Genomic DNA, 20,828 nt, shown 5'->3' on the forward strand with positions numbered 1-20,828 from the left:
TCTAAAAAAAATTTAAAATCCTTCAGTCAGCAGATTTTAGCGGCAACCCTTGCCTCTCTGCTCTTCTTCTCTCATGCTGATGAGATTGTCGAAGTAGTGACTACTACAGATGTTGTAGATGTTGCGTCAGAAGCAACGCCCGCGGATAGTGGATTTCGATTCAATTTAGAAGAGATGCAAGATATTGCTAATGATAAGAAGCTACGTCATCGGATCTTTTATCAAGAGCCCTCTAAGGGGCCTGATGCGCTCTGGTTTGATGCAGTCAAACAGGGAGATCTTGAAAAGGTGAAAGCGATGGTGGCTAATGGTCAAGATATCGAAGTGAAAGATGTGGGCAGTTTAGATCAGACTGCGTTAGGGTGGGCCGCATTTATCGGTTATGAAGATATGGTTGACTTCTTAGTGGATCAAGGCGCGGATCTTTGGGCGACCGATAAGGGTGATGTCTATCACGCCTTAAAATCGGCCGTACTCGGTAAAAATGTCAATATTGTGAAGAAGCTCCATGAGGCATTAAAAGAGCAATATGATATTAACGATACCTCATATGAAGATGATGGAGAGTCACTGGTGATGGTCGCAGCGAGTAATAATCGCTTAGATGTTGTGGAGTATCTGATCGCGCAAGGTGCTGACCTTAATAAAGTAACTACCGAGCAGAATCCGAATCGGCCTTCTTATAATCAGAGTGCATTGAGTTATGCTTGTCAAAATGATTATAAAGAGATGCAAGCACTACTCATTGCGCATGGTGCGATTAATCATCGTACCGGTGATGCAACCTGTCAGTAAATTTAGTTAGTATCAGTTAAAGTATCTGCGCTTAAGATTGATGTCAGATATTCTATTTTTAAAGCTGTTTTTAGATCTGGTTTGGGCGCTCAATCTTGAGCGCTTTTTTTATGACGTTCGCTGATAAACCATTAAACGACCTCGATAGGGTTCATTATTGATGGGGGTTGTGATGGCTCGCATCTCTGTCAAGTGAAAACCATATTGTGCCATGGCTCGCTTAAAGTGATTATGGTATCCCCGATTAGGATCGATAATCCAAACGGTACACTCTTTCGCACCAAAGCGATCGATCAGTTGGGCGACCTCTTTTGCCGCATTGGGCTCATAGAGAACATCACTGGCGATGATGTGATCATATTGGGATTTAAGTAGTGGCGCGTTGGTATCAGTTAAAGCGGGGGTAGGGACATCACCCCATTGACTATGTTTAAAGCGAATGGGAGGAATCTCATTCTGTAAGCTATTTTTTTGTAGAAATTTTCCGGCAAGAGGATGGCGATCACTCGCGGTAATATCGTAGCCCAAAATTTTGGCCGTCATACTCGCAATTCCAAGACCACAACCGATCTCAAGCAGTGTACTATTTTTGTCGATAGGGCGTTTAATCAACTTCAGGGCCAATTGAATACTTGAGGGCCAGAGCATACCAAAGAGGGGCCAAGCAGCAGAGCAGATGCCGAGTCGTGCGGCTTGGTTGAGTGGGTCGAAGAATTGTTGTTGATCGAAGAGGGAGGTGATATTAAGCGAGAGATCAGGATGAATCTCGATCTGCTGCTCTTTAGTCTTATAGGGAGTTATATTATTCATGAATGCGTATGAAGATGCCTCGCTTAATTGCCAATAGAGTATTCACTATCGCAAATCGCCTGTCATAAAGCTAATAATGGGGAATATAAATAATATTTTTGAAAATATCATTTTAAAAATAATGTTTTGAAAATAATATTTTCTGCCACCAAAAAAAATGTAATCCATTATATTTTTTAAATAGCAAAAAGCACACAAAAAGCGCACAAAAAACATCTAAAAAACATTCAACAAAATACTCAATAAAACAAATACTCAATAAAACACTCAGTAAAAAACCACATAAAAATAACTAGTAAACAATTTTAAAATATTTTTTTATTATCCGTCGCAATGCTTAAGATGCCTTTAAGATTAAATTGTCATGATAATGACATTGGTAGTCGGTAGAAGCATAAAATAGCAAGTAAGAGGCGATAAAATGGTAAGAGAGAAGCAGATTGTTTGGGGGGTATTGATCCTCTCCTTTCTTTTATGGGGTGCAGATGTTGTTAGCAATTATAGTGCAAGCGATTGGGGCGTATGGCTTTGGCGTAAGGAGCTTATCAATCTGACCGGCATCTTAGCGCTTATTCCGATGGGCGTTATTATGTTATTAGCGCTTCGACCTCGATTCTTAGAGCCGCTCTTTAATGGGATGGATAAGATCTATTATGTCCATAAATGGTTAGGGATCTGGGCGATTACGGCAGCGCTTCTTCATTATGGTGTCAAATTGAGTAAGAGTTTCTTAAAGCCCTATTTTGAAAAGGGGCCAAAACCGAAGGCAGAAACAGTTGCTTGGCTCGATAGTTATCACTCTTTAGCGAAAGATGTGGGGGAGATCCTCTTCTATCTCTTTGCCATTATGCTCGTTATTACACTGCTGAAAAAGATTCCGTACCGTTTTTGGCGAAAAACCCATAAGGTGATGGGATTACTCTTTTTAGCGATTATTTTCCATACGATTGTTTTAGCGCCGGCGCGTTATTGGAGTGAGCCGCTCGGCATTGTTTTGATCGTTATAATGCTCATTGGTATTTATGCTGCATTGGTCTCTCTTTTCGGGTTTATTGGTCGCGGTAAGCGTTATCAGGCAACGATTAAATCGCTCGACTTCTCCGCAAATAGCGCCATTGTGGATTGTGAAATGCCGATGAATTGGATGCATACTTCAGGGCAATATGCTTTTGTGCAACATCCAGCGTATAAAGAACGACATCCCTTTACGATTGCTTCAAGTGTGCATGATGATCAAACAATCCGCTTTGTGATTAAGGAGTTAGGGCATTATACGCGTAAGATCCCTAAACGTTGGAAAGTGTGGGATAGACTCAATATAGAAGGGCCTTATGGTCGATTCTCATATGAGAGTTCACCTTTACCGAAACAGATCTGGATTGCCGGCGGCGTTGGAATTACCCCTTTTATTGCTTGGTTAGAATCCTTGCAAGGGAAAGTGTCGAAGTACGATATCACTCTCTATTATCTCGTAAGAAATCGAGATGAAGCGTTAATGGTCGATTATTTGGTAGCGCTTGCTGAGAAAGCAGGAGTTATACTATATATTCATTATAGTGATGAGAAAGGGTATCTTGATTTCAAAAAACTTCCCTTTGATATGGAGACATCGGTCTGGTTCTGTGGACCAACAGGGATCACAAAAGCGATTCGATCTACCTTAAAAAGTAAAAATCTATCGCCGAAAAAATATCTTCATTGTGAATATTTTGAGATGCGTTAATGGGAGGGTTATTAGAGGTAATTGAAGTTGATGCGTTCGCATCAATACTCCTTTGATGCACTCTTTAAAAGTCTGCAAACTTTCTCGATTCTTAGTATCCTATAGCTGATTAGAGTATCAGCCAAAGATCCCGCAATGTGTGGGATCTTTCTAATTAAACGACACTTTTTTTCATATGTGACTCTCTTATCGATTCTTATCGATTTTCTGTCCTATTTTCCTATTTTAATAATTACTTGAGCTGTAGCGAGAAAGATGAGCCTATTATCCCACGAATTAGAGTTATTAAGTCCTGCCCGAAATGTTGAGATTGCCCGTGAAGCGATTATTCATGGCGCCGATGCGGTCTATCTGGGTGGTCCTGAATTTGGTGCTCGGCATGCCGCTGAGAATGATGTTGTTGAGATTGCCAAGCTCACCTCTTTTGCCCATCGCTTTAATGCAAAAGTCTTTATTGCCCTCAATACGATTTTGCATGATAACGAGTTAGAATCGGCCCGCAAGCTGATCTATGAACTCTATGATGCCGGCGTTGATTCTTTGATTATTCAAGATATGGGATTATTAGAGCTCGATCTTCCGCCGATTGAGTTACACGCTTCGACACAGACAGATATTCGAACGCTTGAAAAAGCGAAATTTATGGCAGATGTCGGCTTTTCTCAATTAGTGCTGGCACGTGAATTGAGTCTTAAAGAGATCCGAGCGATTCATGAGGCGCGTCCTGACACCGCATTAGAATTTTTTGTCCATGGTGCGCTCTGTGTTGCATTCTCTGGGCAATGTTATATCTCTCATGCCGAGACCGGGCGTTCAGCGAATCGTGGGGATTGCTCACAAGCTTGCCGTTTACCCTATACGTTGAAAGATAGTGAAGGACGTGTGATCGCTTTTGATAAACATCTCCTATCGATGAAGGATAATAATCAATCGAATAATATCGATGCGCTGATTGAGGCGGGGATTCGTTCATTTAAAATTGAAGGGCGCTATAAAGATATGGCGTATGTTAAGAATATTACGGCCCATTATCGCCGCTTGATCGATCGTTATATTGAGCAAAATCCTGAATTTACCCGCGCCTCTTATGGCAAAGTGGTTCACCATTTTGAACCCAATCCTGATAAAACCTTTAATCGCGGCAGTACAGACTACTTTGTCAACGAGCGCAAAGGGGATATTGGTGCATTTGAATCTCCAAAGTTTGTGGGTTTACCGATAGGTCATATCCTTGATATTAAGAAAAACTTTATTGAGGTAAAAACTACGGAGCCACTTGCGAATGGCGATGGACTTAATATCTTAGTAAAACGAGAAACAGTTGGTTTTGCTGTTAATCGTGCCGATAAAATTGGGGAGAATCATTATCTTATTTATCCCAATGAGATGCCGGCAGAATTTGTTACAGAGCGCGCCAATATTCAGAAAAAACATCCTTTGAATCGCAATCATGATCAGGTTTGGAGTCAATTGTTAACGAAGGATTCAGCAGAGCGCCTCTTAGAAGTAACACTAATATTTAGCAAAGTGGTAGAAGGATATCAATTAGAGCTCTTTACAAAAGAGGGGCACTATGCAAAATCGATCTTAACGGGAGATTTTGAGCCGGCGAATGATGCAGAAAAGGGATTAGCGGCATTAGAGAAGAATCTTAAGCGTTTTGGCGGTACGGGATTTGAGCTAGTTGATATTGCTATTAATCTTTCTGAAATTCCTTTTATCCCGGCAAGTATGATCAATCAGTTGCGCCGCGATGCTATTGAGCAGCTAGAGGCTGCGATAGAACAAAATTATGTTAGAGGTACACGCAAATCCCCAGTTGAGCCACCTGCGATTTTCCCCTTTGAGGAGCTCAGCTTCTTAGCAAATGTCTATAATGAGAAGGCGCGAGAGTTCTACTTTAAGCATGGCGTGAAGATGATTGAACCCGCCTATGAGGCGCATGAAGAGCTCGGGGAAGTACCGGTGATGATCACGAAACATTGTCTTCGTTTTTCATATAATCTCTGCCCGAAACAGACTATCGGTGTGACCGGTGTTCAGGGGCAGATTAAACCCACGCCGCTCACGCTTTCCCATAAAGGGGAAGAGTACACACTGAAGTTTAATTGTCGCCCCTGTGAAATGCATGTGATGGGGAAAATGAAGCCCCATATTGCCAAACAAGCGTTATTAGGATCAGAGCTGAAATAGAGGCCCTATGAGATTAACCATTGATGAAAAAGATTGGTTTAGAGCACAGTTCCCAACATTAGTGCAACCGCGTCCTGAGGAGAGCCATAAGGGGACCTTTGGCACGCTCCATATTATTGGAGGCGGAGTCGGTATGACAGGAGCGCCAGTACTTGCTGGGATGGCAGCATTAAAGAGTGGTTGCGGGAAGGTGATTTTAGGATTGAATCAAGAACCACTTGAACTCTCTTTAGTGGCGACAGCGCCTGAATTGATGTTGCATCAGGCGAAAGATCTCATGAATGAGAAGAGTGCGAGCGCTTGGGTCTTTGGTTGTGGCTTAGGTGTTGATCATTCAGCACAAGCATTGATGGCATCTCTTTTAAGGGAGATCTCAGCTTATCAACCATTGTTGATTGATGCCGATGGACTCAATCTCTTATCAGAGCGGTGGAATATTGATGGGAAGATCAATTGTGGGACGATAGGATTAGGTGCGCAATCGGTTTTAACGCCGCATCCTAAAGAGGCGGCAAGATTATTAGGAGTCTCTGTAACGGAGGTTCAGGCAGATAGAGCCGGAGCTGCAAAGCGACTAGTGGAGAAGTTTGGTTGTTGGGTGATCTTAAAAGGGCACCATACGCTTATCGCCTCTCCTACTCAAGAGATTTGGCGCAATGAGACCGGTAATAGTGGCTTAGCTACCGCAGGAAGTGGCGATCTGCTCTCAGGGATTATTGGGAGTCTATTAGCGCAAAATATTCCGATGATGGAAGCGGCTCGCAGCGGTGTTTGGCTCCATGGTAAAGCGGCCGATCTTCTTGTTGCTAAGGGGATGGGTCCCATTGGTTTAACGGCTCATGAAATCATTGATGAGGTACGAATGTTGAGAAATCGATTAGCTCTCTCTTATGTGTGATAAAAATCAATCCACCATGATCGTATGATCGAGCAATAAGGTTTTATGTGAAACATATCGATAAAAAAGATTCCCATCGCGCCTCTTACCATTCTCTTAAAAGAGTGGGAGGAGCGCTACTTCTGCTTCTTCTCATCTCTCTTGTGGGAACAGCGCTCTATTTTCATGATCGTTTATGGTTATTGCCGAAATATTTTGAGTCAGGTGAGACATCGCCGGTGGAGATAGAGAAAGAGAGGGATCCACATTTTTCCCCAGTAGATCTGGAAGCTCGTGCATTAGAGGCATATCAATATGCGAAAGCACATGATTTTGATTTGGAACATGCGATTTTGATCGATTATGGTCGTCATTCTGGGAAGAATCGTTTCTTTGTTTGGAATTTTACAGACAATCGCGTTGAGATTGAGAGTCTTGTCGCCCATGGTTATGGTAATCAAGGATTTGAGAGTAGCAATCAAGAGATTGTCTTTAGTAATACGCCCAATAGTTACGCCTCTTCCCTTGGGAAATATCGTATTGGGGCGCGTGCGCCGAGTCGGTGGGGGATCAATATTCACTATAAGATGCATGGTTTAGAACCGACGAATGATAAGGCTTTTGAACGTTATATTGTTCTGCATTCTTTTGAGATGATTCCTGATGAGGAGCAATATCCTGCTTATCTGCCGATGGGATTTAGCCAAGGATGTCCTGTGATCGATAATGGTACGATGGTGAAAGTTGATCAGTTATTGCAGCATAAAGAGAAGCCGGTATTACTTTGGGCTTACTATTTAGAGTAAGCGTGGTGAGCGTTATTAAGTGGTAAAGCATCTGCTATTTGACCTACTATTCTGGCTTTTTTCTCATCATTTGATAGGGGATTTAGCATAAGACTTAAAAAAACTTTCTGTAAAAAAAAGAGCTTACCGCAATAGCGGTGAAAAAATATTGTATAAGAAAAGGGATCTCGTTATGATGAAATGCTTCTAAGGCATGAAGCATTGATTGTCTAAAAGCACGTAAAACTCTCATCTTTGAGAGGGACGTGTTTTTTTTTGCCCTAAAAAAGTGAAATGATAAAGCGTGAAATGAAAGTACAGCTCAATCACAGCTCAGTCAAAGTTCAATCAGAGTTCAATCAGAGTTCAATCAGAGCTTAATTAAAACACAATACAATATAGAGATGGAGAAAGAAGAGAAATGATAAATCCTGCGGCATTGGTATTAACAGATGGCTCAATTTTTAGAGGAGAGAGTGTTGGCGCTGAAGGTGAAGTGATCGGGGAATTGGTTTTTTATCGTAATGCCACAGGATATCAGGAAGCTTTAATAGATCCTGCTTGTGCCGGTAAAATCGTGACCTTTACTACTTCCCATATCGGAAATACCGGAATCAATGATCAGGATAATCGTTTTGCATCGATAGCGCCCTCTGCTGTTGTGATGCGAAGTCTCTCTCTTATTCCCTCCCATTTTCGAAGTCGGGAATCTTTTTCTGATCTTTTGCGGCGACGAAATATTATCGCACTCTCCGGGATCGATACTCGGGAATTGAGTCAACGCGCATTAAGTGCCGGCACTCTACTAAGCTGTATTATCACCGGCAACTATAGTGATCGAGAGCTACAAGAGAAGGCCGCACAATCTTTTGCCAAGAGAGAGTCCACTCTTCTGACCACTTTTTCTAATTTAAGTAATCATCCATTAGAGGCATAAGGGGGAGCATCATGCCAAAACGTCAAGATTTAAAATCGATTCTTATTATTGGTGCCGGCCCTATTGTTATCGGCCAAGCTTGTGAATTTGATTATTCAGGTGCGCAAGCATGTAAAGCAATTAAGGAGGAGGGGATTCGCGTCATCCTTGTCAACTCTAATCCGGCAACGATTATGACCGATCCGGAGCTTGCAGATGCCACCTATATTGAGCCGATTGAGTGGCAGACAATTGCTAAAATTATCGCAAAAGAGCGTCCCGATGCGATTTTGCCAACGATGGGTGGGCAGACGGCACTCAATTGTGCGTTAGATCTCAGTCGTCATGGGATATTAGCAAAATATGGAGTGGAGCTTATTGGGGCCACAGAAGATGCGATCGATAAGGCGGAGGATCGAGGACGCTTTAAAGAGGCGATGGAGAAGATCGGTTTAAAGTGCCCGCAAGCATTTGTTGTTCACTCCATGGCGGCGGCATTTGAGGCGCAGAAGAGAGTAGGTTACCCCACATTGATTCGTCCCTCTTTTACTATGGGGGGAACAGGAGGTGGTATTGCGCATAATGAAGCGGAGTTTATCACCATTTGTGAGCGAGGATTTGAAGCTTCTCCTACACACGAGTTATTAGTTGAGCAATCAGTCCTCGGTTGGAAAGAGATTGAGATGGAAGTTGTACGGGATAAAAAAGATCACGTTATGATTATCTGCTCCATTGAGAATTTTGATCCTATGGGGGTTCATACCGGCGATTCGATTACGATTGCACCGGCACAGACCTTAACAGATTCGGAATATCGAGCGATTCGTGAGGCGACTTTTGCTATTATTCGAGAGATTGGGGTTGATACGGGGGGCTCTAATGTTCAGTTTGCCGTAAATCCCGCGAATGGTGAGTTGGTGGTAATTGAGATGAATCCTCGCGTCTCCCGCTCATCTGCACTTGCTTCAAAAGCAACAGGATACCCCATTGCGAAGATGACCGCTAAGTTAGCGGTGGGTTATACGCTCGATGAACTCAATAATGAGATTGTTGGTGATGCTCTTAGTGCTACTGTGGAGCCTGTAATCGACTATGTTGTAACAAAGGTGCCCCGTTTCGCTTTTGAGAAATTTCCTAAAGCGAATGATCGGCTCACCACACAGATGAAGTCGGTTGGCGAAGTCATGGCGATGGGGCGAACCTTTCAAGAGTCGTTACAGAAGGCGCTTCGAGGTTTAGAGGTCGGTTTGTCAGGGCTTAATCCGCGAACAAGATCAGAAGCAAGCGTGATTGCCGAATTAGCGATGCCGGGACCGGAAAGATTACTCTATGTTGCCGATGCTTTTCGTTTAGGAATGAGCCGGGAGGAAGTTCATCACTATTGCCAAATCGATCCGTGGTTTTTGGCACAAATTGAGGATCTGATTGTCGAAGAGCAACAACTCGAGAGAGAAGAGTTGCGAGATCTCAATTTTGAGCGTCTACTGCAATTGAAGCGTAAAGGATTCTCTGATCATCGTATTGCGACATTATTAGATATGAAAGAGTCCCATATTCGCGCATTGAGAAATGAGTATCAACTTCATCCCGTCTATAAACGTGTTGATAGTTGTGCCGGGCGTTATCCTACGGATGTGGCTTATCTCTACTCAACTTATGAAGCATATTGCGAAGCCCGTGTGAGTGATCGCCGTAAAATTATGATCTTAGGCGGTGGTCCTAATCGAATTGGGCAGGGGATTGAGTTTGATTATTGCTGTGTACATGCTTCTCTTGCGCTTCGAGAATCAGGCTTTGAAACGATTATGGTCAATTGTAATCCAGAGACTGTGTCGACCGATTTTGATATCTCCGATCGTCTCTATTTTGAACCGCTCACATTAGAAGATCTTTTGGAGATTATTCGTATCGAAAAACCTGAAGGGGTGATTGTACAATATGGCGGGCAGACACCGCTTAAATTGGCAAAAGCCTTAACTGCTAATGGTGTTCCCATTATTGGAACATCGGCTGCAAGTATCGATTTAGCGGAAGATCGGGAACATTTTCAAAAAATTGTGGATCAACTCGGCTTAAAGCAGCCTGAAAATCGTATTGCTCACCATAATGATGAAGCACTACAGTTAGCTGAGGAGATCGGTTACCCATTAGTCGTCCGCCCATCTTATGTTTTAGGTGGCCGGGCGATGCAGATTGTTCATTCTAGTGAAGAGTTAACACAATATATGGTGGAAGCGATTGAGGTATCTGAAGAGACGCCGATCTTGTTAGATCATTTCTTAGATCACGCTATTGAAATTGATGTTGATGCTGTCTCTGATGGTGTTGAGGTTATCATCGGTGGAATGATGGAGCATATTGAAGAGGCGGGTGTTCATTCTGGTGATTCAGCCTCCATTTTGCCACCTCACTCCCTTAATCGGGATATACAAAAAGAGATAGAGCAACAGACAAAAGCGTTAGCTAAAGCGCTCAATGTTGTGGGATTGATGAATGTTCAATTTGCCGTTCAAGATGGTGTCGTCTATCTATTAGAAGTCAATCCTAGAGCCTCAAGAACAATCCCTTTTGTTAGTAAAGCGACATCGCTTCCGTTGGCAAAAATTGCCGCTAGGGTCATGGCGGGTATCTCCCTCAAAGAGCAGGGAGTGACCAGCGGGATAGAACCCCCTTATTACGCTGTTAAAGAGGCGGTATTTCCTTTTAATAAATTTGCAGAAGTGGATGTTATTTTAGGACCAGAGATGCGCTCAACTGGTGAGGTAATGGGGATAGGAGAGAGTATCTCAAGCGCCTATTTAAAAGCGCAATTAGGTGCGGGTGAACGACTTGTTAAAAAGGGGAAGATCTTCTTATCGGTACAAGATCGTGATAAAGCGTTATTGAAGAGAGTCGCCAAAAACTTTATCGATCAAGGTTACTCTCTAGTGGCAACAGAGGGAACGGCCGATTTTCTTCATCAAGCGGGATTCCCGGTAGCATCGATTGCAAAAGAGGCAGGAGATCATCTTCCGATTCTTGAGATGATTAAAGCAGGTGAAATTGCATTGGTGATCAATACCGTTGAGCGAAATCCTCAGGCAATCGAAGCAAGTTATCAGATCCGCCGGAGCGCACTAAATCATCGTGTCCCTTATTACACAACAATTGCCGGGGCCAAAGCGGTGAGCGAAGGAGTTGCAAATTTAGATCATCTTGAAGTCGCCTCTCTTCAAGAGCATCATCAGACTTTAAAGGTCTAACTACAAAAAGATCGACTGAATATTGGCTGAATATCGATTAAAGATCGATTGAAAATTGATTAAAAGATTATAAAGTAGGTTATAAAATCCTCAAAATAGTGCATTTTAATGGACTATTTTTGAGGGTTTTTTAGTATCGCTTCTTTTATAAAAAGAGAGGAAAAGCACGGTTATATCGTTATTTGTGATTTTTAGTATATTATTTTATAAATGGGGAATAAGGGAGTTATTGATTGACTTACATTATTATTTCACTTAATTTTTAAAAAAGAGAAAGTTGCATGCAACATATTTCATAATCTGTTAGCAGATGGATTAATTAAGATTATAAAAAGTGAACGACTAATCACCTATAAGTAAAAGCTTTATAGAGCTTTATAGAGCTTTATAGCGAGTTCTAGCGGGTTATATAGGGAGAGTTGTTGAGAAAAATAATAGAAGTCAGAAAGTTAAATATTGAAGGAGCGGATATGTGTCAATTTCATCTACCAAGAGAGTATAAAATTAAACCGAGTCCATGGGGACCTGATGATCAAATAGGGCGTCTTAACTGGATTACAGATGAGAGTCGGGCGCGGGTAATGGAAGCGATCAATCCGATAAAATCGTATGATATTTCAGTCGATTATTTTATCGGTATGCCTTCATGGGCTGGTGCAGGAGACCCCTCTTTCCAGATCTGGATGACCCATACACCCAAGGGGAATGTGAATGATGACTTGATGCCGGTAAGCAAGGAGTCGAAGCAACTTATTGGCTATTCAGGAGATGCATTTACAATGTATACCCATTGTGGAACACATATGGATACCTTGAATCACTTTGGTTATGGGGATCAGATCTGGAATGGTTATTCAGAAGCAGAGGATTTAGGGAGTCGTCACTGGAATAAATGTGGTCCAGAAAACTTCCCCATTATCTGTGCAAGAGCAGTCCTATTAGATGTTGCTGGAGCTTTAGGGGTTGATCGACTTCCTGAATCTTACGGCATTGGGCAAGCAGATCTTGAAAAAGCGATAGCGCTACAGAACGTTACGATACAGCAAGGTGATATTGTGATGATTCGCACCGGGCAGATGACAGTTTGGCCCGATCGAGAACTCTATCTAAATAATTCTCCCGGCCTTAATATCGAGGGTGCTCAATTTTTGGTAGGATTAGGTGCGATGATTATAGGTGCTGATAATATCGCACTTGAGCAGACACCATCTGCAGAGCCTGATAATTATTTCCCGGTACATACCTATCTCTTTGCAGAGGCGGGCGTGACTATTTTAGAAGTTCTCAATCTTGAAGAGCTAGCGCGTGATCGAGTCTATGAGATGGCTTTTATTGGAAGAGCGATGCCGATTAAAGGGGCGACAGGCGCACCGATTCAGCCGGTAATTTTTCCATTGAAACATTCATTGGCAGCGTAATAGTTAAGCGTGGGTAGAGAAGAGAGAAATGGTCGAGTTACGATCGATCAGAAGTCGATCAGAAGTTGACTAGAGAGGGGGGAGTAATAATGAAGCGATATCGAACAGTACGTGCATTGCATGAGGCTTACCGTGTAGGGGAAACAACTCCTTTAGCGTATACAGAGTCTCTCTTAGCAGAAGCGGAGAGTGATCATTATGAGCGGGGAACATTTACTGCGATTTTGCGAGAGCGTGCTTTAGCAGAGGCCGCTGCAAGTAGTGAGCGGTGGGCGCAAGGTACTCCTCTTGGTCTCTTTGATGGTGTTCCGCTTGTCTGGAAGGATCTTTTTGATATTGCCGGCACTCGAACAACGGCTTCTTCCCTTGCTTATCTCGATGCTCCGGTAGCGGAGCGGGATGCTGCTGCGGTTGCCTTTTATAGCGCTCAAGGTGGCGTTAATTTAGCAAAGGTTGGATTGTCTGAATTTGCCTACTCAGCTTTAGGGATTAATCCTGGCTTAGGAACACCTGCAAATGCTGCGACTTCCGGCGAACGTCGGATCCCCGGAGGCTCATCAAGTGGAACGGCAGTTGCCGTGAAAAAAGGCTTGGTATCAATAGGAATGGGGACAGATACGAGTGGCTCAATCCGTATTCCGGCAGCTTTTCAAGGACTCTATGGCTATAAGCCTAGTGGTGATTTCTACCGAGATACTGCTGGCATTATGCCTCTCTCAACAACTTTAGATACTTTTGGTCCAATCGCTGCTTCATTACAAGATTGTTACGATCTCTATCGCCTCTTTAATCAACAGCCACCTCAATTATTAGAGCAGATTTCAGCAGAGAGATCTGATGGGGGAGGGCCTCTTCGCTATTGTGTTCCTACCAATATATTTAAGTGGGAGATCGATCAAGATGTCCTCGATTGTTTTGAGCAACTTCTCTTACAATTAGAGAGAGGGGGCTATACTATTGAGCGCATTGATGTTCCGGCAATAGATGCAGTTGCAGATATTATGGATCGTTATGGAACTTTTGCAGCTGCTGAGTCGAGCTATTATCATCGAGCATTATTACAAGATGAACGCCGGCAGAAGATCCATCCTCGTGTTTTGAGTCGAATGGCAAGGGCTAATTCGATGAGTGCAGTGGATTATTTAACATTAAAGGCAAAGAGAAGCGAAATTCTAGCGTTGATGCGTGAACAATATTCTTCAACTATCTTCTTAATGCCGACGGTAGCGATGGAAGCTCCCTTATTAGCGCCTTTAGAGGTCGATGATGAAGCATTCTTTCGTGAGAATTTGCGAGCGATGAGATTGACGGTTGTCGGTAATTTTTTAGCGTGGGATAGCATTACATTGCCGATGGGGGTCGGTGATGAAGGTTTGCCGTTAGGACTGATGGTCTCTAATAATGGATCAGATCCTGATCTACTCTTTGATGAAGCAACAAAGATTGATCGATTGATTTAAGAGATGATGGGCTGTTCTGTTGAGCTCTGTTTAGAAAATAGCCTCTGATGAAATATTGCGCATAAAAAGTTTTGACACTAGAGAAAAATCACGTATACTTACTTTCGTCGATCAGGACACTCAATGAAAATTGAGTAAGCATATAAGCTTCTATTTGGGTGCTTAGCTCAGCTGGTAGAGCATCGCCCTTACAAGGCGAGGGTCGGGGGTTCGATCCCCTCAGCACCCACCAAATAGTAAGAGAAGCCCTGTGTTGAAGCAGGGCTTCTTTTAATTTAGGTTTATCATGCAGCTTCAATATTAATTGATAAAAAATAAAATCAAATAGTATTGACAGATGCCAATAAGTAAAGATATAATCATTACTCTATTGGGTGCTTAGCTCAGCTGGTAGAGCATCGCCCTTACAAGGCGAGGGTCGGGGGTTCGATCCCCTCAGCACCCACCAAATAGGAAACCCTACAACTTCGGTTGTAGGGTTTTTTCATATCTCGAGATAAAAATTTAAGATCAACAAAATCTAAGATTATAAGATCATATATTCAGGGAATAGTTTCGGAATCATATTAGATAAAAAAGCGCTAAAAGAGAGCCCTTCCATTTTAGGGGAAGGGCTTTCTGACGCTTCAATTCTTGAATTTGTTTTTATATTTTTTAATTTTTTAGCATTTTCTCTTTTTTATGTTGCTTAGTTAGTTTTGATCTAGTGGAAGTTTGAGTTGTTTATTCTCTTTAGCCAATGTCTTCTTCAGTAATGTTGTGTAGAGTGGGCGGCCACCGAAGAGCTGTGCAACTATTGTTGCGCCCAAACAGGTAATCAGCATCGGGAGAATAAGGGCGAAATTACTGGTGAGTTCTAGCACTAAAAGGGCACCTGTCAGTGGTGCACGTACCGTTGCGGCAAAGAGAGCACCCATTCCTGCAATGGCAAACATACCGGCATGAAGTCCATATGTTGGGAAGAGATCCGCTGCAATATCGCCAAAAAATGCCCCCGATAATGTTCCTAACGCTAAAAGTGGCGAGAAGACACCGCCGGGTGCGCCGGAGCTAAAAGAGATAATGGAGGTGAAAAAGCGGATCACGAAGAAGATTAGAATCATCTGTAGGGTGAATGATCCTTTTGTCCAATCATGGATCACATTGAAGCCTTCACCCACAACGACAGGAAGGTAGAGGGCAATGACACCACAACTCCCACCAATGATTCCCCCCATCAAGATAAAACGATAAGTTTTACCCTTGTAGAATGCTTGGAAACAATCTTGGAGAAAGAGTAGGGAGCGATTGAAGAGGAGCCCTACGACACCAATGATGAATCCCATGACAATAAAGAGCCAGAGAGACTCCATCGGCGCATAACCAAAGACACCAACATCAAGAAGGGAGGCATTCCCATTGATAAAACGGTAGACCACTGTCGACATAATCGCACCAATAAGTACCGCTTTAAAAGAGATCAATCCATATTTAAACTCTTCCCGCATCTCTTCAATAACAAAGATTACACCGGCAAAAGGGGCATTAAAGGCAACAGAGAGACCGGCTGCCGCACCAGAGGCAAGCAGAATGTGGCGATTTTCTGAGAGTTTAACTTTAAAGATCGCTCCTACCATCGCGGCTAAGTTCGCCCCTAACTGTACAGTAGGACCCTCACGACCTAATACCATGCCAGAACTGAGTGTCCCCAGGCCTCCAAAAAACTTTACCGGAAGTACGCGCCACCAACGGACGGGGCGAACATCTTGGAGTGCTCCTTCAATCTCCGGAATTCCCGATCCTCCCGACTCTGGAGAGAACTTTTTAACAATGTAGTAAGCAAAGAGGCTCAAGGTGAAGGAGATTGCAAAAGTTGTTGCAACAACCTGCCATGTCTCAGAGAAGTATTGTTTAGGAATACTCTCCCTCAGTTGTGAGAGATAGTCGACACCTTGTTGAAAGAGGACACCTATAAAGCCGACTAAAATTCCTACAATCGCAGCAAGAATTAAGATCTGCATTGGGGTTTTATCACTATGGATAAATTTCTTAAGATAGTTCAAATTCAGAATCCTTTTTACTTTTTATTGTAGAAGTAGGATAGCTTTTTCCTATTAGCGCTAGTTATTTATTGAATCACCAGCAATCACTATTAATCACCAGTAATCAATAGGGAGGATTATTCTCGATCACTATTATGAGGCTATTACTAAGAAGTGATTGCCTTATATTAAATACTTAACGTCATTATCTTCAGCGTAATTGATTGCTCATAACTCACTTATAACTCACTTATAACTCATTAATAATTTACTGATGATGATTACTGATAACCACAAAATATATTACGAAATTATGTTACGAAATTATTGTGAAATTATTACAAAAGCATTACAAAGTTGATTCAATTATAAGAAAGTTTATTAATATAGCGAAATTATTCAGGAATTATTGAGCGCTAACTTGATAACGTGAGGATTATCTAGCCGGCTATTGCAGATAAATATCACCGATATTTCGATAGTGTAGTAGAATACTGCACTTAGCGATAGGAGTAGAGTTCTATCACACATTAAATTTTAAATTGATTGCAGCACAGTCTGCTTTCCCCTGGAAGGAACTATTTAAATGACAAAACGATCAGTAGAGCTTCTTGCTCCGGCAGGAACATTTAAGAACTTACAATATGCATATGCCTATGGAGCAGATGCCGTCTATGCAGGATTGCCACGTTATAGTTTACGTGTTCGTAATAATGATTTCCGAAATACCGAACGCGTTAAAATGGGGATCGATTATGCCCACGAATTAGGGAAGAAGTTCTTCTTAGCGGTCAATACGATGCCTCATGGCGGTAAATTGAAGACCTTTATTGATGATATGGCGCCTGTACTTGATCTTAAACCTGATGCGCTCATTATGTCTGATCCAGGCTTAATTATGATGGTTCGTGAACGTTTTCCAGATCAAGAGATCCATCTTTCTGTACAATCGAATGCGGTCAATAGTGCGACGGTTCAATTTTGGCAAAAACAGGGTTTAACTCGAGTAATTCTCTCAAGAGAGCTCTCTTTAACTGAGATTGAGGAGATTCGTCAGGAGTGTCCTGATATGGAGCTTGAGGTCTTTGTTCATGGTGCGCTCTGTATTGCTTACTCCGGTCGTTGCTTGCTTTCAGGTTATTTTAATCATCGTGATGCGAACCAAGGGACTTGTACCAATGCTTGTCGCTGGAACTATGGTTTAACAGATGCGACGGAAACGCCGGAGGGAGAGTTGGTACCCGTAGGGACTGATATGCAACGCATCTATCGTGAAGAGAGTCAGCATCCTAATATCGGCATCAATCCTGTGACCTTTATTCAAGATGCAATGAATGAGGTAGCTTATACCGATCTTTCAACAGGAAAGGCATATACCCCTCATCCTGAAGCAGTAAAACCTTATCTTATTCAAGAGAATGGTCAGCGCAAGGGGGAGTGGATGGAGATTAGTGAAGATGAGCATGGGACTTATATCATGAACTCTCGTGATCTTCGTGCGATTCAACATGTACAAAAATTGATTGAGATCGGCGTTGACTCCTTAAAAATTGAAGGACGCACAAAATCACCATACTACGTTGCGCGAACCACGCAGCTCTATCGACAAGCGATTGATGATGCATTAGCCGGCAGAGAGTTTAATCCAGAACTCTATGGAAAATTAGATGGCTTAGCAAACCGTGGTTATACCGAAGGATTCTTGCAGCGTCACGCGCCCCATGCTTACCAAAACTACTTAACGGGGAATTCGATCCATTCACGCCAGCAATATGTTGCAGAAGTGCTTGAATATGATCCTGAGAGCGGTTTATCAAAGCTTCAAGCGAAAAATCGTTTTTCTACAGGGGATCGCCTAGAGGTGATTCATCAACATGGTAATCGCGATATTATCCTCGGTGAAATGAAGACAGAGAAGGGCGAAGTGATCGATTCTGCAAAAGGTTCTGCCTATGTTGTATGGGCGGATATTGGTCCAACTGATGAGATGACGATGCTTGCACGCTATCTTGATAGTGATGAATCTGTTGATTAAGATGAGAATTTTGAGAGTTAAACTTAACTTAACTTAACTTAATTTGATTTGATTTGATTTGATTTGATTTGATTTGATTCAGCTAAATCTTATCAGATTAGATTTTATAATAGAATTGAATATCTAAACCTCGGCTTTAAATGGTCGAGGTTTTTTTATTGTGCCATGATAATTGAATCATGAGTATTAAGTGTCGTGAGTATTAAGTGATGAAAAATTATATCTGATCAATTAGATCTCAGGTCAATTACTATTTTGCATAGCTTTAGTCGCTATTAGCAATTATCAGAAAGTATTAGCGATGATCGAGAGGTTTCGATTATTACTAACAAGAGATCTATATCAGAAGATGTTCAAATAAAGGTATATTAAATAATGTTATATTTCTGTAAATTGTTATAAAAAAGAAATATAATATTGTTATAGATAGAGATAAGAGATTAAAATTTCTTAGATAAGATCATTCATTAAATTTTTGAATCTAGAAACGATTTGATTTTGATTTTAAATAGAGAACTCTAGTGTTAGTAATTTAAGGTTTAATTTAAGGTTTAATTTAAGGTTTAATTTAAGGTTTTATATTTTTAAGCTTTTAATTGTCTTTTTTAAAGGAGATAGCAGATGATCCGTTGTGTACGTATGTGGACAGGTGAGGATGGGAATTCCCATTTTGAAGAGGGAACATTGGTGATGAAAGAGGGGGAACGTGGTGATTTTATCGGTCTTCCCATTGCGGTCAATGAACTCTCATTTCGTGAAACAACCTCGGGTGGATCATTTGATTGGCATAAAGATCCTGTCCCACGCTTTGTGATTACCCTTTCTGGAACATTAGAGTTTGAGATGGCATCAGGAGAGACATTTCAGATTAAACCCGGCGATATTCTATTAGCACAAGATAATACCGGTACCGGTCATAAGTGGCGTTTAGTGGATGATGAACCATGGCGTCGTGCTTATGTTGTCTATGATGAAAAGAGTGATTTAACTTTTAAACCATTAAGTAATCAATAAGATAAGGAGTCGATTGATGAATAAAAATGTGAGTGAGAAGACAGATATTGTCTTAATTGGTGCCGGGATTATGAGTGCAACTTTAGGGACTTTTCTTAAAGAACTTGATCCTGCGCTCAATATTACGCTCTTTGAACGCCTTGATGATTGTGCCAAAGAGAGCTCCTACTCATGGAATAACGCGGGGACTGGTCATGCTGCAAACTGTGAGATGAATTACACACCACAACGAGCAGATGGGACTGTCGATATTAGTGAAGCGTTAGAGGTAAATACCGAATTTGATATTTCACGTCAATTTTGGAGCTATCTCGTCAATAAAGGTAAGATTAAAGATCCTGGTGAATTTATCCACTCATGTCCTCATATGAGTTTTGTGCAAGATGCCGAAAGTGTCAAATATCTTAAGCAACGTTTCGATGAGATGTCTGCGCATCATTGCTATCACGGTATGGAGTATTCTGAGGATTTTGATCAGATTGCTAAATGGACACCTCTCATTACAGAGGGAAGAGATCGCAATCAACCGATCGCAATGACACGAATGATCACCGGTGCCGATGTCGATTATGGTGCATTAACACATATTCTTATCTCCGAGCTTGAGCAACAATCGGGATTTACATTGCATTACAAGCATGAAGTTAAAGATCTAAAACGTGATAGTAATGGCGAGTGGTTGGTGACGGTTAAAGATCTCGATACCCATGAGAAGCGCGTAATCTCTGCGAAGTTTGTCTTTATTGGTGCTGGTGGCCGTGCTATAGAACTATTGCAAAAATCAGAGATTCCAGAAGGGAAAGGTTATGGTGGTTTTCCTGTTGGGGGAATTTGGCTTCGTTGTGATGTACCGGATGTGGTCGAACAACATCATGCAAAGGTCTATAGTAAAGCGGCGAAAGGGTCGCCACCGATGTCTGTTCCACACCTTGATACGCGCATTATTGGTGGAAAAAAATCGTTGTTATTTGGTCCTTATGCCGGTTTTTCCACAAAATTCCTCAAACATGGCTCCTATGCGGATCTCTTTAAATCTGTTCGTCCGGGTAATATTCTGCCGATGCTTGATGTTGCAAAGGATAATATGGGCTTGGTGGAGTATCTTATCGGACAAGTGTTACAGACCCATCACCATCAGTTCGGTGAGCTTCAGGCATTCTATCCTTTAGCAAAACCGCATGATTGGGTTGAGGTCATTGCCGGACAACGTGTTCAGATCATTAAACCAGATAAACCAGAGAAAGAGGGAATCTTACAATTTGGTACTGAGCTTGTGAGTAGTGAAGATGAGAGCTTAGTTGCACTTTTAGGTGCTTCCCCCGGAGCATCAACCGCAGCTTTTATTGCGCTAAATGTTCTTAAGAAGTGCTTTAGTCAGCAATTAGCAGATGGTTGGCAGAAGAAGCTTGAAGAGATCATTCCAACCTTTGGTATCGATCTAAAAGTAGATGCTGATGCCTGTCGTGAGACACGTCAAAGAACAGCAAAAATCCTCAATTTAGAGTTTATTTAATGCTTGTCTTGCCATCAATCTAAAAA

14 protein-coding genes and 2 tRNA genes are annotated in these 20,828 nt (G+C 42.0%); 14 read left to right on the plus strand and 2 right to left on the minus strand.

Annotation, left to right across the window (positions count from 1 at the left end; translation table 11 throughout):
* Positions 1-174: 174 nt before the first annotated feature.
* Positions 175-795: an ankyrin repeat domain-containing protein gene (locus B9T19_RS00505; RefSeq protein ID WP_369828054.1), complete on the plus strand. Its 621-nt coding sequence runs from the start codon at positions 175-177 to the stop codon at positions 793-795.
* A 108-nt stretch (positions 796-903) separates the two neighbouring features.
* Here B9T19_RS00505 and B9T19_RS00510 read toward each other — a convergent pair whose 3' ends face one another.
* Complete coding sequence (locus B9T19_RS00510; RefSeq protein WP_094566665.1) at positions 904-1,605, minus strand: methyltransferase; 702 nt, start codon at positions 1,603-1,605, stop codon at positions 904-906.
* Positions 1,606-2,026: 421 nt separating this feature from the next.
* Here B9T19_RS00510 and B9T19_RS00515 point away from each other — a divergent pair, with 421 nt between their 5' ends.
* The 10 genes from B9T19_RS00515 to B9T19_RS00560 all read left to right on the plus strand — a co-directional run bounded on the left by B9T19_RS00515 (position 2,027) and on the right by B9T19_RS00560 (position 14,667).
* Positions 2,027-3,328 (plus strand): ferric reductase-like transmembrane domain-containing protein, encoded by a 1,302-nt coding sequence (locus B9T19_RS00515; RefSeq protein ID WP_094566666.1) that lies wholly within the window; start codon positions 2,027-2,029, stop codon positions 3,326-3,328.
* Positions 3,329-3,583: 255 nt separating this feature from the next.
* Positions 3,584-5,521 carry a U32 family peptidase gene (locus B9T19_RS00520; protein WP_094566667.1) on the plus strand — a complete coding sequence of 646 codons (1,938 nt, stop codon included), beginning with the start codon at positions 3,584-3,586 and terminating at the stop codon, positions 5,519-5,521.
* Between the two features lie 7 nt (positions 5,522-5,528).
* The gene (locus B9T19_RS00525; protein WP_094566668.1) at positions 5,529-6,419 is read left to right on the plus strand and encodes an NAD(P)H-hydrate dehydratase; all 891 of its coding nucleotides are present in this window, start codon (positions 5,529-5,531) and stop codon (positions 6,417-6,419) included.
* Positions 6,420-6,466: 47 nt separating this feature from the next.
* Positions 6,467-7,204: a murein L,D-transpeptidase catalytic domain-containing protein gene (locus B9T19_RS00530; RefSeq protein WP_233146751.1), complete on the plus strand. Its 738-nt coding sequence runs from the start codon at positions 6,467-6,469 to the stop codon at positions 7,202-7,204.
* Positions 7,205-7,604: 400 nt separating this feature from the next.
* A complete protein-coding gene (locus B9T19_RS00535) occupies positions 7,605-8,120 on the plus strand; it encodes a carbamoyl-phosphate synthase domain-containing protein (protein ID WP_094566669.1) in 516 nt (171 codons plus the stop codon).
* A gap of 11 nt (positions 8,121-8,131) precedes the next feature.
* The gene (gene carB, locus B9T19_RS00540; protein WP_094566670.1) at positions 8,132-11,341 is read left to right on the plus strand and encodes a carbamoyl-phosphate synthase large subunit; all 3,210 of its coding nucleotides are present in this window, start codon (positions 8,132-8,134) and stop codon (positions 11,339-11,341) included.
* Positions 11,342-11,811: 470 nt separating this feature from the next.
* Positions 11,812-12,759, plus strand: coding sequence for a cyclase family protein (locus B9T19_RS00545; protein ID WP_094566671.1), 948 nt, complete (start codon positions 11,812-11,814; stop codon positions 12,757-12,759).
* A gap of 89 nt (positions 12,760-12,848) precedes the next feature.
* Positions 12,849-14,219 carry an amidase family protein gene (locus tag B9T19_RS00550; RefSeq protein ID WP_094566672.1) on the plus strand — a complete coding sequence of 457 codons (1,371 nt, stop codon included), beginning with the start codon at positions 12,849-12,851 and terminating at the stop codon, positions 14,217-14,219.
* 156 nt (positions 14,220-14,375) lie between these two features.
* Positions 14,376-14,451 (plus strand) — tRNA-Val (locus tag B9T19_RS00555).
* Positions 14,452-14,591: 140 nt separating this feature from the next.
* Positions 14,592-14,667 (plus strand) — tRNA-Val (locus B9T19_RS00560).
* A gap of 244 nt (positions 14,668-14,911) precedes the next feature.
* Here B9T19_RS00560 and clcA read toward each other — a convergent pair.
* On the minus strand, positions 14,912-16,219 hold the full coding sequence (gene clcA, locus B9T19_RS00565) for a H(+)/Cl(-) exchange transporter ClcA (RefSeq protein WP_094567338.1): 1,308 nt from the start codon (positions 16,217-16,219) through the stop codon (positions 14,912-14,914).
* Positions 16,220-16,826: 607 nt separating this feature from the next.
* Between clcA and yegQ the strand changes: the two genes are divergently transcribed.
* From yegQ to mqo, 3 genes are all read left to right on the plus strand, one after another.
* Complete coding sequence (gene yegQ, locus B9T19_RS00570) at positions 16,827-18,275, plus strand: tRNA 5-hydroxyuridine modification protein YegQ (protein ID WP_094566673.1); 1,449 nt, start codon at positions 16,827-16,829, stop codon at positions 18,273-18,275.
* Between the two features lie 621 nt (positions 18,276-18,896).
* Positions 18,897-19,289, plus strand: coding sequence for a cupin domain-containing protein (locus tag B9T19_RS00575; RefSeq protein ID WP_094566674.1), 393 nt, complete (start codon positions 18,897-18,899; stop codon positions 19,287-19,289).
* 16 nt (positions 19,290-19,305) lie between these two features.
* Positions 19,306-20,802, plus strand: a complete 1,497-nt coding sequence (gene mqo / locus B9T19_RS00580) for a malate dehydrogenase (quinone) (protein WP_094566675.1) — start codon at positions 19,306-19,308, stop codon at positions 20,800-20,802.
* Positions 20,803-20,828: the final 26 nt, after the last annotated feature.

Origin of the sequence: Ignatzschineria sp. F8392, from assembly GCF_002252045.1 — a bacterium.
In the GTDB taxonomy this organism is placed as follows: Bacteria; Pseudomonadota; Gammaproteobacteria; order Cardiobacteriales; family Wohlfahrtiimonadaceae; genus Ignatzschineria.

What these genes read in the sequence shown, in the direction of transcription:
- carB (WP_094566670.1), top strand. Translation starts at nt 8,132, where the DNA reads ATGCCAAAACGTCAAGATTTAAAATCGATTCTTATTATTGGTGCCGGC.
- B9T19_RS00525 (WP_094566668.1), top strand. Translation starts at nt 5,529, where the DNA reads ATGAGATTAACCATTGATGAAAAAGATTGGTTTAGAGCACAGTTCCCA.
- B9T19_RS00545 (WP_094566671.1), top strand. Translation starts at nt 11,812, where the DNA reads ATGTGTCAATTTCATCTACCAAGAGAGTATAAAATTAAACCGAGTCCA.
- yegQ (WP_094566673.1), top strand. Translation starts at nt 16,827, where the DNA reads ATGACAAAACGATCAGTAGAGCTTCTTGCTCCGGCAGGAACATTTAAG.
- B9T19_RS00510 (WP_094566665.1), bottom strand. Translation starts at nt 1,605, where the DNA reads ATGAATAATATAACTCCCTATAAGACTAAAGAGCAGCAGATCGAGATT.
- B9T19_RS00535 (WP_094566669.1), top strand. Translation starts at nt 7,605, where the DNA reads ATGATAAATCCTGCGGCATTGGTATTAACAGATGGCTCAATTTTTAGA.
- clcA (WP_094567338.1), bottom strand. Translation starts at nt 16,219, where the DNA reads ATGCAGATCTTAATTCTTGCTGCGATTGTAGGAATTTTAGTCGGCTTT.
- B9T19_RS00520 (WP_094566667.1), top strand. Translation starts at nt 3,584, where the DNA reads ATGAGCCTATTATCCCACGAATTAGAGTTATTAAGTCCTGCCCGAAAT.
- B9T19_RS00575 (WP_094566674.1), top strand. Translation starts at nt 18,897, where the DNA reads ATGATCCGTTGTGTACGTATGTGGACAGGTGAGGATGGGAATTCCCAT.
- B9T19_RS00550 (WP_094566672.1), top strand. Translation starts at nt 12,849, where the DNA reads ATGAAGCGATATCGAACAGTACGTGCATTGCATGAGGCTTACCGTGTA.
- B9T19_RS00505 (WP_369828054.1), top strand. Translation starts at nt 175, where the DNA reads ATGCAAGATATTGCTAATGATAAGAAGCTACGTCATCGGATCTTTTAT.
- mqo (WP_094566675.1), top strand. Translation starts at nt 19,306, where the DNA reads ATGAATAAAAATGTGAGTGAGAAGACAGATATTGTCTTAATTGGTGCC.
- B9T19_RS00515 (WP_094566666.1), top strand. Translation starts at nt 2,027, where the DNA reads ATGGTAAGAGAGAAGCAGATTGTTTGGGGGGTATTGATCCTCTCCTTT.